Raw genomic sequence first — 12,550 nt, 5'->3', positions numbered from 1 at the left:
GCTTTTCTCGTTATTCGTCGTCGCCGAGCGCCCGCCACGAGAGCCGCGGGTTCCGCGCGGCCGACACCTGGTCGATGCGGCGGGCGCTGGTCTTCGAGGGCGCGGTTTCGAGCGCCTCGTCGGAGTCGGCGTACGCCGCGTTGAAGGCGTGCGCGAGGTCGTCGAGCGACGCCTTGTCTTCGACTTCCGTCGGCTCCGTGAGCATCGCCTGCGAGACGAGTTCGGGCCACTTCGTCGTCGGCGGGTGGACGCCGTAGTCGAGCATGCGCTTCGCCACGTCGGCGGCGTCGCGGTCGCCCGAGGTCGCCGCGAACTCGTGGTGGAACGGCCCGTACGGCACGTCGAGGTCTAGCTGTGAGGCGAGGTAGTTGGCGTTGAGGACGGCCTTCGCGCTGGCGTCCGCGAGGCCCGCGTCACCGAGGCGGGCGATGTAGGCGTACGCCTTCACGAGCACGAGCCAGTTGCCGGCGAAGCCGTGGACCTTGCCGATAGAGGACTCGGGTTCGTACTGCTCGTAGCCGGCGGCCGTCTCGCGGACCATCGGGCTCGGGAGGAACTCCGCGAGTTCGTCGACCACGCCGACCGGGCCGGCACCGGGGCCGCCGCCGCCGTGGGGCGTGGCGAACGTCTTGTGGACGTTGTAGTGCATGATGTCGAAGCCCATGTCGCCGGGGCGGGCGCGGCCGAGCAGCGCGTTGAGGTTCGCGCCGTCGTAGTACAGCAGGCCGCCCGCGTCGTGGACCAGCTCAGCGATATCGACGATGTCGCGCTCGAACAGCCCCAGCGTGTTGGGGTTGGTGAGCATGAGCGCGGCCGTCTCCGAGGAGACGGCGGCGTCCAACGCCTCCATGTCGACGCGGCCGTCGTCGTCGGAGGGGAGTTCGACCACGTCGTAGCCGGCCATCGCGGCCGACGCGAAGTTCGTCCCGTGGGCCGACGAGGGGATGATAATCTCCGAGCGGTCGTCGCCGCGCGACTCGTGGTACGCCTTGGCGACGAGGATGCCCGTGAACTCGCCCGCGGCACCCGCCGGGGGCTGGAGCGTCACGGCGTCCATCCCGCCGATATCGGCGAGGTACTCCTGGAGGCCGTGCAGGAGGCCGAGCGTTCCCTGAATCGTCCGGTCGGAGCGGTCGGGGTGAACCCCGGCGTTGGGGTCCGCCGCCACGTCCTCCGTGAACGAGGGGTTGTACTTCATCGTACACGACCCGAGCGGGTACGGCCCGAGTTCGACGCTGTAGTTCATCTGCGACAGGCGCGTGTAGTGCCGCGCCAGTTGCGGCTCCGACAGCGCCGGCAGCGTCAGTTCGTCGCGGGTCAGGTCGTCGGGGAGGACGCCCTCCGAATCGACCTCGACGGTGGTGCTGTCCTTTTCGGACAGGAGCGGTTCGTACTCGTCGTCGCGGCTGAATCGGGCTTGGTCGAAGTTCATCAGATGACCTCCTCGAAGGCCGCGACCAGTCCGTCCGCGGCGTCGGCGTTCGCGTCGGTGATACAGACCTGCAAGTGGTGGTCGTCGAGGGCGTGGACCGCGAAGCCGCGGCCCGCGAGGTCGTTCGTGATGGCGGGCGCGGGCTGGTCCGTCCGGACGACGAACTCGCGGAAGTGGTGGCGGTCGTACAGCGGCGCTTTGACGCCCGAAAGCTCGTCCAGCCGGGCGGCGAGGTCGCGCGCGTCGGTGACGGCCTGCGTCGCGAGGTCGACGAGGCGGTCGGGGCCGAGCCACGCCATGTGCATGGCCGTTCGGAGCGCGACCCACGCCTGATTCGTACAGATGTTCGAGGTCGCGCGCTCCTTGCGGATGTGCTGTTCGCGGGTCTGGAGCGTCAGCGTGAACGCCCGCATATCCGCGCTGTCCTCGGAGACGCCGACGAGGCGGCCCGGGACCTGCCGGAGGTACTCCTCGCGGGTGGCGAAGATGCCGAGGCCCATGCCGTAGGCCGTGCCGATGCCGAGCGCGCCGGCCTCGCCGACGACCACGTCGGCACCGACGCTCGCGGGCTCTTCGAGCAGCGCGAGCGCCACGAGGTCGCTGCCGAGACAGAACAGCGCGTCGTTGTCGTGGGCGAGGTCGCCGATGTCGGTGAGTCGCTCCTCGATGACGCCGCGGACCGTCGGGGTCTCGGCGTACACCATCGCGGTCTCGTCGTCGACGAGGTCCGCGAGCGCCTCCACGTCGACCGCGCCGTCGGCCATCGGGTACTCGCCGATTTCCATCTCAGCGCCGTCGAGGTAGTTCTCGAGGACGCCGAGGCGACCCTCGTGGAGGTGCTCGGGGACGAGCACGCGGTGGCCGCTCGCGCCGCGGCGGAGGCGGTTCGCGAGGAGCGCGGCCTCGGCGAGCGCCGTCGCGGCGTCGTACATCGAGCAGTTGGCGACCGGGAGGCCGGTCAGTTCGACCAGCATCGACTGGTACTCGAACAGCACCTGCAAGAAGCCCTGCGCGATTTCGGGCTGGTACTGCGTGTAGGAGGTGAGGAACTCCGAGCGCCGCGAGAGGTCGTCGACCAGCGCCGGCACGTAGTGGGCGTGGTGGCCGCGGCCGAGGAACTCCGTCAGCTCCTCGTTGCGCGAAAACAGGTCGGCCATGGCGTTCCTGAGTTCGCGTTCGTCGGCGCCGGAGACGCCGAACTCGCCGTCGAATCGGATTTCCTCGGGGATGTCGAAGAGCGCTTCGACGCTGTCGACGCCGACGGCGTCCAGCATCGCTTCCTCGTCGGCGTCGGTGTGTGGGGCGTACGGGCTTCCGGCCCGCCGTCCGTTTCCAGCCGTCATCTCACTCCGTCTGCTCGCGGTACTCCTCGGGGGCGAGGAGGTCGTCGAACTCGCTTTCGTCGGCCGGCTCGACTTCGAGCATCCAGCCGTCGCCGTAGGGGTCGTCGTTGAGGAGTTCCGGGGCGTCGAACAGTTCCTCGTTGACGGCCGTGACCGTGCCCGAGATGGGGGCGTAGAGGTCCGAGACGGCCTTGATGCTCTCGACCACGCCGAACTCCTCGCCCGCGGCGAGTTCGTCGCCCTCGGCGGGGAGTTCGACGAAGACGACGTCGCCCAGTTCGTCCTGTGCGAAGTCGGAGATGCCGATGCGGACGGCGTCGCCCTCGGTGGTGGTCCATTCGTGCGATTCCAGATACTTCCGGTCGTCAGGGATTTCGAACATTGTCAGTTGATGAAGGGGGGTGTCACGATCACTGCGCGCTTCTCGCGGCCGCGGACGAGCACCGAAACCTCGGTCTCGTCGTCGGCGTACTCGACGGGGACGTAGCCGAGACCGATGGGCTCCGACAGCGTCGGGCTCATCGTCCCGCTCGTCACGACGCCGATGACCTCGCCGTCCGAATTGGCGATGTCGTAGCCGTGGCGCGGGACGCCGCGGTCGAGGAGGGCGAAGCCGACGAACGTCTCGTCGACGCCGGCCTCGCGCTGTCGTTCGAGGGCGTCGCGCCCCACGAACTCGGTGTCGAGGTCGACGACGAAGCCGATGCCGGCCTCGTAGGGGGTCCGGGGCTCCGTCTCGGGATCGAAGTCCTGTCCCGAAAGCAGGTAGCCCATCTCCAGTCGGAGCGTGTCGCGGGAGCCGAGCCCGCAGGGGGTCGCCTCGAGCGCCGCCCAGACGGTCTCGGCGTCGGCCCACGGACAGAGGAGCTCGAAGCCGTCCTCGCCGGTGTAGCCCGTCCGGGCCACCCAGCACTCGACGCCCGCCACGTCGGCGAACGTCGCCTGGAACTTCGAGAGGTCCCCGAGGGCCGCGTCGGGCGCGGCGTCGGTGACCGAATCGAGGGCGTCGGGGCCCTGTACCGCGAACATCGCCCAGTCCTCCGTCACGTCCTCGACGGTGGCGTCGAGGTCCCAGTCGTCGCGGAACGAGGTCCATCGGTCGTACATCTCCTCGTCGTGGCCGGCGTTCGGGACGAAGAGATAGACCCGCTCGTCGCGGTCGGGGAGTCGGTAGACGACGGTGTCGTCGACGATGACGCCCTCGTCGTTCACGATGGCCGAGTACTGCGAGTCACCCGGTTCGAGGGCCGTCACGTCGTTCGTCGTCAGGCGTTGCATCAGCGCGGTCGCGTCCGGGCCGGACACCTCGATTTCGCTCATGTGCGAAACGTCGAAGATGCCGACCGACTCGCGGACGGCCGCGTGTTCGGCCTTGATGGAGTCGTACTCCACAGGCATGTCCCATCCGCCGAACTCGGTGAACGTCGCCCCGGCGTCCGCGTGGACGTCGTACAACGGCGGCTTGCGAAGGCCCATACACGCCCCTGCGAACTGCGATAAGTAATGCTTTGGTATCTGTTCGCTCGGTCTGTTCAGTATCTTGTATGAATACGGGGGACAAATCGGGGTAAAACACCACGAACCCGCAACCACATGGCGAAATCTGCCGCCCGAACGCGGCGCTGATCGGGACCGCGGTGGACGTGATAAACCGATTAGTGCGATACCGAATTCGGCGCGCTGCGCGTGCGTCGGGGGACAGTTCGCTACCGCGTTTGGTCCAGCAGGTGGGCTCGTGCCTCCGAGACGGTCAGCGGAACGTCGTCAACGTCGAGTATCCCCTCGAACAACTGCACCGTCGCCGGCGGCCGGAGACCGTTGTCTCTCAGCAGGGAGGTGTCTGTCAGCACGTCTCGAACGGGGCCGTCCGCGGCTATCGACCCGTCCTGCCCGACGACGAGTACTCGGTCGGCAATCTCGGGCACGGCGTCCACAGACGGCGTGAACAGCACCACGGTCCCCTCGTGGCCGGTCACCAGTTCCAAAATGCGTTCTCGGTAGCCGGCGTCGACAGCGCCGAACGGCTCGTCGAGAAGGAGCACCGCCGGCTCGAACGCGAGGACGCTCGCGACCGCCGCCCGCTGTTTCTCGCCCCCCGACAGACGGAACGGGGGGCGGTCCAACAGGCTCTCTAACCCGAGTTCGGCCGCGAGGTGTGCGACCCGCTGTGTCGCCGCCTGCCGCGACATCCCGAGCTGGGCCGGCCCGTATTCGATGTCCTCGCGGACGGTCGTATTGAACAGGTAGTCGTCGGGGTCTTGCAGGAGCACGCCGAGGCGGTCCCTGACGGCTTCGGCATCCGCCGTCTCACCGAAGTACTCGACCGTTCCGGCCGTCGGCTCGACGAGGCCGCCGAGCACGAGTTGCAGCGTGCTCTTTCCCGACCCGTTCGCACCGATGACGGCAACTCGCTCTCCCGCCTCGATTGTGACCGTCACGTCTCGGAGCGCCGTCGTTCCGTCCGGGTACTCGTGTGTCAGTCCCCGGGCTTCGATTACAGGCCCCATCGAATCACCCCCGAGCCGGCGACGGCCACGACGGCGAGCGCGACCAGCGCGTAGTCGCCCTCGTCGACGTCCCGCGACCGGCTGTACGGTGACGGCGGTCGGGAACCGCCGCGGGCCCGCATCCCGCGGCCGACCCGTTCGCCGCGGTCGAGCGTCCGCAACAGGAACGTCCCGACGAGCCGCTTCGCATCGCGCCACCCGTCGCGGAGGCTCGACTGTCCGGTCGTGCGACTGTTCCGCGCGAGCACGAGTCGCTGTAACTCGTCGAAAAACAGGAACAGGTAGCGATAGGTGACGGCGACAACCCAGACGAGCGCGACCGGGACGCGCAGTTCCCGCATGGCCGCGACCACCGACGAGAACGGCGTCGTCATCACGATGAGCGACAGGAGCGCGACGCCGACGCCGACGCGGAGCGTGAACAGCACGACGTACGCGACGCCGGCGTCAGTGACGGCGAACCCGAACGCCCGCACGAGCGCGTCCCCGGGGAGCAGTACGGCTTGGGGAACGACGATACCGGCGGAGACGAGCGGCACGACCGCCGAGCGCGCGAGCAACTGTCGGAGCGGAACCGCCGACAGCCGCGCCAAGAGGGCGGTCACGACGCCGAAACAGAGGGTGACCGCGACGGTTCGCGTAATCATCACCGCCAGCGCGAGGCCAGCGACCGAACACAGGGAGACGCGAGGGTCCCGTCGCTGGAGGAACCCGTCGGACGAGGCCACCTGCTCGGCCGTGAACACGGACCGAAGCGCCCCCGTGATGGATTCGACCGAGCGGCCGACGACGCCGGTCACTGTTCGAGGAGGCGACCGACTCCGACTCCGACCGCCAGCGTGAGCCCCGTCCCGACGACCGCCGAGACGAGCGTTCCGAGCGGCGAACTGAGCCCCGGGACGGAGTAGTCCGGCAGTAGTCCGGGACTGACGGGGTCGGCCGCGTCGGCCGCCCCGGTCTCTTCGGCGGCGTTTTCGAGCGGTTCGGCGTACCCGACTGCGCCGGACGCCCAGCCGAACACGGGAGCCAAGACGACGAGCACGAGCAGCCCGATGAGCGCCCGCCGACCCCAGGTGTCAGACACGAGCGCGTTCACAGGCCCACCTCCGGGGAAAGCGAGTCGTCGTCGAGTCGCCCGAGCACGAGGTCCGGCCGAGCGTCCGCGACGTAGCCGTAGACCGCGGCCGTAATCGCGCCCTCGACGAGCCCCAAGAGCGCGTGGCCGACGACCATTATCAGCACGGTCACGCTCAGTTCGTAGGCGAACGCCGACGAGAGGCCGATGCCGACGCCGACGACCAGCGCCGAGACGGTAATCGCTCCCCACCCGGCGACGAACGCAGCGCCGGTTTCGTGAACCCCTCGGAGCGCCCGGAAGAGGGCGTACCCGACGAGGACGTCGACGACGGCCATCGCAAAGAGGTTCGCACCGAGCGCGATGATGCCGCCGTCACCGAACACGAGCGCCTGTATCGTCACGACGGCACTCATCGCGAGGACGCCGAGATACGGTCCGAGGAGGATACCCGCGAACGCCCCGCCGACGAAATGAGCGCTCGTCCCGCCCGGAATCGGCCAGTTCAGCATCTGCGCGGCGAAGATACCTGCCGCAACGACGCCGAGAAGCGGCGTCCGTTCGTCACCGAGTTCGCCGCGGGCGCGTCTGACCGCGATACCGATTACGATGCCGGAGCCGAGCCAGAAGAGACCCGCCACCCAGGGGTCGAGGAAGCCGTCCGGAATGTGCATTCGTATCACACGTGTGATTCGGTCAAGCAATAATACTTTTCTTCCAAATCGTAATACTGGCCGATATGGTGTCGATTCGAAAGCGTTACTGCCAACGACTAAACGGCTGCTGGGAAAAGTCGAGATTATGAGCCAGGACGTCGACCGGATGAGCGTCACGCTCCCGCCGAGTCTGCTCTCCGAACTCGACGACGTGGTCGCCGCCGGCGAGTACGACAGCCGCTCGGAAGCGACCAGAGACGCGCTTCGCGCGTTCGTCACGGAGTTCAATCAGCAGACGGGGCTCTCCGGGAGTCTCAGCGGAACCGTAGTCGTCCTCTACGAGCACGACCACAGCGGCGTGAGCGACGAGATGACCGAACTGCAACACGACTTCACCGAGACCATCATCGCGGTCCATCACGTCCATCTCGGCGACCACCTCTGTCTGGAATCCATCGCCGTCGACGGGACGGGCGAGCGAATCGAGGAGTTGCTCTCGCGGATTCGGCCGCTGAAGGGCGTCCACCAGGTCAAACTCGCCGTCGTCGAAGCGGACCGGTAGCGGACGAGCCGTGAGCGATTTTTGACGGCCTTCCAAGGAACTTCGGGTGACAGCCACAGCGCCCGACCGAGAGCGCGTTCGGGACGAGTTCGGAGCGCTTAGTCGTCCGCGACGGCGGTCGCGGTCGGCGTTTCTGGGGTCTCCGGCTCGAGGTCCGGTTCGACCTGTTCGGACGCCGGCGTCCACGTCAGTTCTTCTTCGTAGTGGAACGCGCGGTGGTCCTGCGTCGGGTCGACGACCGTCAGCGAGAGCCAGTCGTTGTCGAGCAGTTCGGTCAGTTCCGCGTGGTCGGCCAGCACGTCGGTGACGCGGTCGACCGGCGCGTGGATAATCGTCGAGAGACGGAGCGGCTGGTGGTACGGTCTGTCGTCGGCGGCCATCAGCGACTGGAGCGGGAGGCCGGTCATCAGGTCGCCGCCGTTGCCCTGATAGACGCCGACGTTGCCGACGGGGTTTTGGGTCACTTTCGACCCGCTGCCGTAGACGGCGTTGTCGACCGTCGAGAAGTAGTACTGCGCGTTAATCCACTGGGTGACGACCATCGGCCCCGTGAGAATCGCTTCGAGCGCGTCGCCGTCGGGGTCCGTCGCGTGGTCGTAGGAGTGGAGGAACGCGCGGCCGTCGAGGTCGAGGTCGCTCGTCAGTTCGCGGGGGCCGATGACGAAGCCGGCGTTGCCGGCCAGCCCCCATTCGGGACGCGTCTCGGCCCAGTCGGCCGCGCGGCGCTCCGTCTCGCTGACGGCCGCGGAGCCGCCGGCTCCCATCGTCTCGGCGCGCTCGGCGGCCGCGTGCTCGCGGGCGACCGCGAGGTCCGCGCGCAACTGGTCGAGGTCCTCGGCGTGGCTCTCGGGTACGTCGCCGTCGTACAGTTCGATTTCGTCGGTCGTCGTGTTGTGCTCGCCGGCGACGAACACCGTGTCCTCGGGGATGTCGAACCCGCGGTCGCGGAGTTCGGCTTTGACCGTCTCGTCGTTACAGATGGCCGCGAGGACGCGGGCGTTCGGGCCGCCGGGGTGACCGGCGCAGGCCCCGCAGTCCAGACTCGAATCGTAGGGGTTGTTGGCCGTCTCGCTGGCGTGACCGGTGAACACGACGAGGCGACCGAACTCCTCCCAACCCATCAGCCCGAAGGCGTTCGCGGCGTACTCGACTTTCTCGTCGTCGGTCAGCCCCACCGGGAGGTCGCCCGCGTACGAGTGCTGGTGGTGGACCACTTGGTCGCAGAACTCGTGGTTGTCGGGGACCGCGTCGTCGGCGGTTCCGAGCAGGTCGGAGACGCGACCGGGGACGAGCGTGCGGGCCGCGAGAGCCAGCCCGTATCCGCTCCCCGCGCTCTCGACGAAGCCGAAGGCGGTGGCGGGGTTGGTCTTCAGCGACTCGATGGCCTCGCCCGCGGCCTCGCGGAGGCGCGACCAACGGTCGCGGGTCGCCTCGGTGTCCCTGTCGGTCGGGACCTCGGTGACGCGGTGCTGCGGGTCGACAATCGGCGGGCAGGCGTCGACCGCTACCTCGGCGTCGTACCCCCGGTACTCCATCGGGATGCCGAAGAAGCCGGCGTAACCGTGGGTCTCGTAGTCGCCGGTCGCCTCGATGTGCCGGCGGATGACCTCCGAGCGCGTGTCGATACAGAACACCAGTTGCGCGTCCGGGCGGCCCGTGGCGTCGCTGGTGTCGAGCGCCTCGCTCTCGGCGGCGACGCGGTCGACAACCTCGTCGCGGTAGCTCGCCTCCCACGCGCTCAGGAACGCATCGGCGAGTTCGTCGGCCGCCTCGGCCTCGTCGCTCTTCGACCCGGTCGACGGCGCGATGTCGACGCCGAACGCGTCGAGGAGCGCGAGGCGGGCCGCGAGGTAGCCGTCGAGCGAAATCGGGTGCGCGGACTGCCACTCGCCGCCGTCGGCGGCGCGTTGCTTGATGAAGCCGGTCCAGCCGGGGAGCGCGGCGAGCTGCTCCTCGAATATCGGCACCCATTGGCTTTCGGGATACGACGCGACCGCGGCCTCGATGGTCTCGACCGGCGACTCGGGCAGGTCGGAGACGACGCCGTCGTCGGGGATTTGGCCGTCGTACGCGGCCATCGACCGGAAGGCGTTGTAGAACCCGTCTTCGCGGTCCGGCATCGGCCAGTGGGCTTGACCCTCGTCGAGGAACGCCGACAGCCACTTCGTCAGCACGCGGTCGACCCGCGCGGCGTCCGTGTCGGCGGCGTCAGTCTCGGCGTCGTCGCCCGCGCCCGCGGACTCGACGCCGGCGTCCATGCGCTCCAGTAGGGCTTCGGGGTCGCCGTCGTAGCCGCGGTCGGCCAGTTCCGCGTCGAGCGCCGCGGGGTCGATTTGCCCCCCTTCGAGGGCCGCTTCGAACGTCTCGGGACTCGGGTAGCCGCGGCCGCCGACGAGGTCCGCGGCCTGCGTGACCGCCTCGCTGAACGGCATATCTTCGAACCCCGAAAGCGGGTTGGCCGTGACGAACGAGTGAACCGGCCAGACCGAGCCGACGGTCGTCGCGGCTTTGTCGATGCTGTCTTCGATGGCGTGTTCAGTACTCATTGTAGTCCTCCGTGGCGGTCAGCATGGTGCTGGACGCGGGCTGGCTCGCGTTCAACAGCGCGACGTAGAGACGCCGGCTGCGTTCGTGGACGCCGAGTTCTATCGCGACGTAAGTCACGAGGAAGACGCCGGCGACGAGCGCGTGGAGCGCGCTCAGCTCGGCGGGGGCCTCGACGACCGGAAGCCCGGACAGCACGCTCGAAATTCCCTGATAGACGAGGGCGTACACGGCGATGGCCGGCAGGAAGACCAGCGGCACCGCGCCGTAGCGGGCCGTCGCCGGGAGCGCGGCGTGTGCGACGACGTTGCGAGCCGCGTGCAGCGTGGTGAGCACGACGAACGCCACGAGCAGGAGCCCGCTGTCGAGGTGCGTGCCCTTCCCGGTGAGCGCCGCGAACAGCGCGCCGCCGGCCAGTCCGGTCGCCACGATGACCGCGGAACCAACGGCCCCGGTCTCGTGGTCCTCGTGGTCGGTCGGGGCGGTCCGTTCGACCGCGCCGCCCGCGCTGAGGAAGTGGTACGCCTTGTAGAAGCCGTGCAGGATGAGGTGGGTGATGGCGGCCCCGAAGAAGCCGAGCCCGGCCTGCATAATCATGAAGCCCATCTGGCCGATGGTCGAGCAGCCGAGTTCGCTCTTGACGTCCGACTGGACGTTCTTGAGCAGTTTTCCGACGAGGGCGCTCGTCGCGCCGACAGTCACGATTCCGAGCATGAGCGTGGCGTCGAGGGTCACGACCGGCGCGAACCGGAGCAGTAGGATGCCGCCGGCGTTGACGAACCCGGCGTGCATCAGCGCCGAGGCGGGCGTCGGCGCGGTCATCGACGAGAGGAGCCAGCCGTGGAACGGGACGAGCGCGGACTGCATCATCGCCGCGAGCACGAGCGCGACACAGGCGACGAGCCACACCGGGCCGCCGAGTCCGTCGGCGTTCGCGGCGATGCCGGAGACCGTCGTCGCGCCGGTCGCCTGCCACAGCGCCGCGAGCGCGACGCCGAGGAACGCGCTACTGGCGAGGAAGTACCTGCGGGCGACGCTCGAGGCGGCCCGCGCCTGCGGCCAGCCGTCGATGATGCCGATGAGTTTCGCCATGAGGAGTCCCATCGCCAGCCAGCACAGCCAGAACAGCGCGACGTGGTCGGCCGCGACGAGGGCCATCACGGCGACCGTGAAGCCGAACACGGCGGCGAAGAACTTCGTCTCGTGGACGGAGCCTGCCATGTAGCGGCGCGAGTAGCTGTGGACGATACCGCTGAAGAACGTCACGACCACCCACAGCAGCACGGTCAGGCCGTCGACGGCGACGACGCCGGGGACCTCCCACGCGCCGCCGAGTCGGAGTCGGGCGAAGAGCACGGCGACGCTCGCGGCGAACAGCGCCCACACGAGCCGCGTTAGTGCGACGGGCGCGACCGGCGAATCCGCCGTCGCGTCCGGGAGTGCTCCGACCGTCGGTTTCGGGCTGTGTCCTGACATCGTTCGGTTCGTCGTTGACCAGACCGGTCACCGAAACGCACTCGGCGTCCGATATTGGTCGTCCTTACGCCTATCCGAGAACAGATTGTCTATTAAATCTACCTACATTCACAAATCGTTCGCAAATTAGCCATTATAGAACATTATGGTTTCGCGGGTACGGAGCGTCAAAGACTGTCGACTCTGACGAGCTAAACCCGCGTAGAACAGCTTGTTCGCGGTCTGAAGCACGATAACGCGGCGTGAGCGACCGAATCCGTGCGCCGGCCCGGTCGGTGTCGCCTCGCCGCGGCGACCGGCGACTGCGGTCGCTCGTCGGTCTCAGCGAGCGGTTCGTGAACGCTTCGTTCGTCGGAGGATATCGAGCGCGCGCCCGTTCAGGAGTCGTTCTCGGCGTGCCTCTCGGCATCGAACTCGCCGAACGGCGTCGTCTCGTGCGTGCGGACGAGAACCTCGTCGGCGACGGTGACGCCCATGTCGAGGAGTTCCTGTGCGATGGCCGTGATGTCATCGTCCGTCTCGCAGACGGCGGTCACGAGGAGGTTCTGTTCGCCGGTGACTAACTCCTGGACCGCCACGACGCCATCCATCTTCAGAATCTCGGGGACGAGTTCGCCCCGCTTGGGAATCGAAGCGGTGCAGTACAGCAGCATTCGGAGCGGATAGCCCGACTTCTGATAGTCGACGCTCGCGCTGTATCCCTTGACCACGCCCTCGGATTCGAGCCGCTGGATGCGCTTGCGGACGGTGCTGTCCGAGGTTCCCGTTCGCTTTGCGATGTCGCCGGACGACATGTTCCGGGCGTCCTCCTGAAGTGCGTACAGAATCGCCCTGTCGACGTCGTCGATATCCTCGCCGGACATACCACTCCCTCCGCGAGGAGGACACTTTAGCCTTTGATATCGCGCGACACCCGTCGCGGCTCGCCCTCGGCGGCAGATTTATTACCCAAACG

The 12,550-nt window shown here is 68.1% G+C and carries 12 protein-coding genes; 1 reads left to right on the top strand and 11 read right to left on the bottom strand.

Features of this window, described 5'->3' with window-relative positions:
* Positions 1–10 precede the first annotated feature (10 nt).
* From gcvPB to DEQ67_RS11245, 8 genes are all read right to left on the bottom strand, one after another.
* Complete coding sequence (gene gcvPB, locus DEQ67_RS11280) at positions 11–1,432, bottom strand: aminomethyl-transferring glycine dehydrogenase subunit GcvPB (RefSeq protein WP_115802962.1); 1,422 nt, start codon at positions 1,430–1,432, stop codon at positions 11–13.
* Positions 1,432–2,775, bottom strand: coding sequence for an aminomethyl-transferring glycine dehydrogenase subunit GcvPA (gene gcvPA, locus DEQ67_RS11275; protein WP_049896299.1), 1,344 nt, complete (start codon positions 2,773–2,775; stop codon positions 1,432–1,434). The genes gcvPB and gcvPA overlap by 1 nt, the downstream gene beginning before the upstream one ends.
* Before the next feature lies 1 nt (position 2,776).
* Positions 2,777–3,157 carry a glycine cleavage system protein GcvH gene (gene gcvH / locus DEQ67_RS11270; protein WP_004062569.1) on the bottom strand — a complete coding sequence of 127 codons (381 nt, stop codon included), beginning with the start codon at positions 3,155–3,157 and terminating at the stop codon, positions 2,777–2,779.
* Positions 3,158–3,159: 2 nt separating this feature from the next.
* Positions 3,160–4,251, bottom strand: coding sequence for a glycine cleavage system aminomethyltransferase GcvT (gene gcvT / locus DEQ67_RS11265; RefSeq protein WP_004062568.1), 1,092 nt, complete (start codon positions 4,249–4,251; stop codon positions 3,160–3,162).
* 230 nt (positions 4,252–4,481) lie between these two features.
* Positions 4,482–5,282 carry an energy-coupling factor ABC transporter ATP-binding protein gene (locus DEQ67_RS11260; protein ID WP_006601389.1) on the bottom strand — a complete coding sequence of 267 codons (801 nt, stop codon included), beginning with the start codon at positions 5,280–5,282 and terminating at the stop codon, positions 4,482–4,484.
* Positions 5,270–6,082, bottom strand: a complete 813-nt coding sequence (gene cbiQ, locus DEQ67_RS11255; RefSeq protein ID WP_115802958.1) for a cobalt ECF transporter T component CbiQ — start codon at positions 6,080–6,082, stop codon at positions 5,270–5,272. The genes DEQ67_RS11260 and cbiQ overlap by 13 nt, the downstream gene beginning before the upstream one ends.
* Entirely contained in the window at positions 6,079–6,378 is a 300-nt protein-coding gene (locus tag DEQ67_RS11250) for a PDGLE domain-containing protein (RefSeq protein WP_115860865.1), read from the bottom strand. Before DEQ67_RS11250 ends, cbiQ begins: the two co-directional genes overlap by 4 nt.
* Positions 6,375–7,031 (bottom strand): energy-coupling factor ABC transporter permease, encoded by a 657-nt coding sequence (locus DEQ67_RS11245; protein ID WP_115802957.1) that lies wholly within the window; start codon positions 7,029–7,031, stop codon positions 6,375–6,377. The genes DEQ67_RS11250 and DEQ67_RS11245 overlap by 4 nt, the downstream gene beginning before the upstream one ends.
* A 127-nt stretch (positions 7,032–7,158) precedes the next feature.
* Between DEQ67_RS11245 and DEQ67_RS11240 the strand changes: the two genes are divergently transcribed.
* Positions 7,159–7,575 carry a CopG family ribbon-helix-helix protein gene (locus DEQ67_RS11240; protein WP_004062563.1) on the top strand — a complete coding sequence of 139 codons (417 nt, stop codon included), beginning with the start codon at positions 7,159–7,161 and terminating at the stop codon, positions 7,573–7,575.
* 98 nt (positions 7,576–7,673) lie between these two features.
* Here the strand turns inward: DEQ67_RS11240 and DEQ67_RS11235 are convergent, their stop codons facing one another.
* The 3 genes from DEQ67_RS11235 to DEQ67_RS11225 form a co-directional block, all read right to left on the bottom strand.
* Entirely contained in the window at positions 7,674–10,121 is a 2,448-nt protein-coding gene (locus DEQ67_RS11235; protein WP_115891471.1) for a DUF2309 domain-containing protein, read from the bottom strand.
* Positions 10,111–11,595 (bottom strand): proton-conducting transporter membrane subunit, encoded by a 1,485-nt coding sequence (locus DEQ67_RS11230; RefSeq protein WP_115860861.1) that lies wholly within the window; start codon positions 11,593–11,595, stop codon positions 10,111–10,113. The genes DEQ67_RS11235 and DEQ67_RS11230 overlap by 11 nt, the downstream gene beginning before the upstream one ends.
* A gap of 377 nt (positions 11,596–11,972) precedes the next feature.
* Positions 11,973–12,458: an Lrp/AsnC family transcriptional regulator gene (locus DEQ67_RS11225; RefSeq protein ID WP_004042301.1), complete on the bottom strand. Its 486-nt coding sequence runs from the start codon at positions 12,456–12,458 to the stop codon at positions 11,973–11,975.
* Between the last annotated feature and the right edge of the window lie 92 nt (positions 12,459–12,550).

The organism is Haloferax sp. Atlit-48N, assembly GCF_003383015.2.
GTDB classification, from domain to species: Archaea; Halobacteriota; Halobacteria; order Halobacteriales; family Haloferacaceae; genus Haloferax; species Haloferax volcanii.
Note: the sequence above shows the minus strand (reverse complement) of the source record. Positions and strands in the feature narration are given on the sequence as shown.

Bases quoted from the DNA above. Each gene is read 5' to 3' on its own strand.
- gcvPB (WP_115802962.1), bottom strand. From the start codon at position 1,432: ATGAACTTCGACCAAGCCCGATTCAGCCGCGACGACGAGTACGAACCG.
- gcvPA (WP_049896299.1), bottom strand. From the start codon at position 2,775: ATGACGGCTGGAAACGGACGGCGGGCCGGAAGCCCGTACGCCCCACAC.
- gcvH (WP_004062569.1), bottom strand. From the start codon at position 3,157: ATGTTCGAAATCCCTGACGACCGGAAGTATCTGGAATCGCACGAATGG.
- gcvT (WP_004062568.1), bottom strand. From the start codon at position 4,251: ATGGGCCTTCGCAAGCCGCCGTTGTACGACGTCCACGCGGACGCCGGG.
- DEQ67_RS11260 (WP_006601389.1), bottom strand. From the start codon at position 5,282: ATGGGGCCTGTAATCGAAGCCCGGGGACTGACACACGAGTACCCGGAC.
- DEQ67_RS11245 (WP_115802957.1), bottom strand. From the start codon at position 7,031: ATGCACATTCCGGACGGCTTCCTCGACCCCTGGGTGGCGGGTCTCTTC.
- DEQ67_RS11240 (WP_004062563.1), top strand. From the start codon at position 7,159: ATGAGCCAGGACGTCGACCGGATGAGCGTCACGCTCCCGCCGAGTCTG.
- DEQ67_RS11235 (WP_115891471.1), bottom strand. From the start codon at position 10,121: ATGAGTACTGAACACGCCATCGAAGACAGCATCGACAAAGCCGCGACG.
- DEQ67_RS11230 (WP_115860861.1), bottom strand. From the start codon at position 11,595: ATGTCAGGACACAGCCCGAAACCGACGGTCGGAGCACTCCCGGACGCG.
- DEQ67_RS11225 (WP_004042301.1), bottom strand. From the start codon at position 12,458: ATGTCCGGCGAGGATATCGACGACGTCGACAGGGCGATTCTGTACGCA.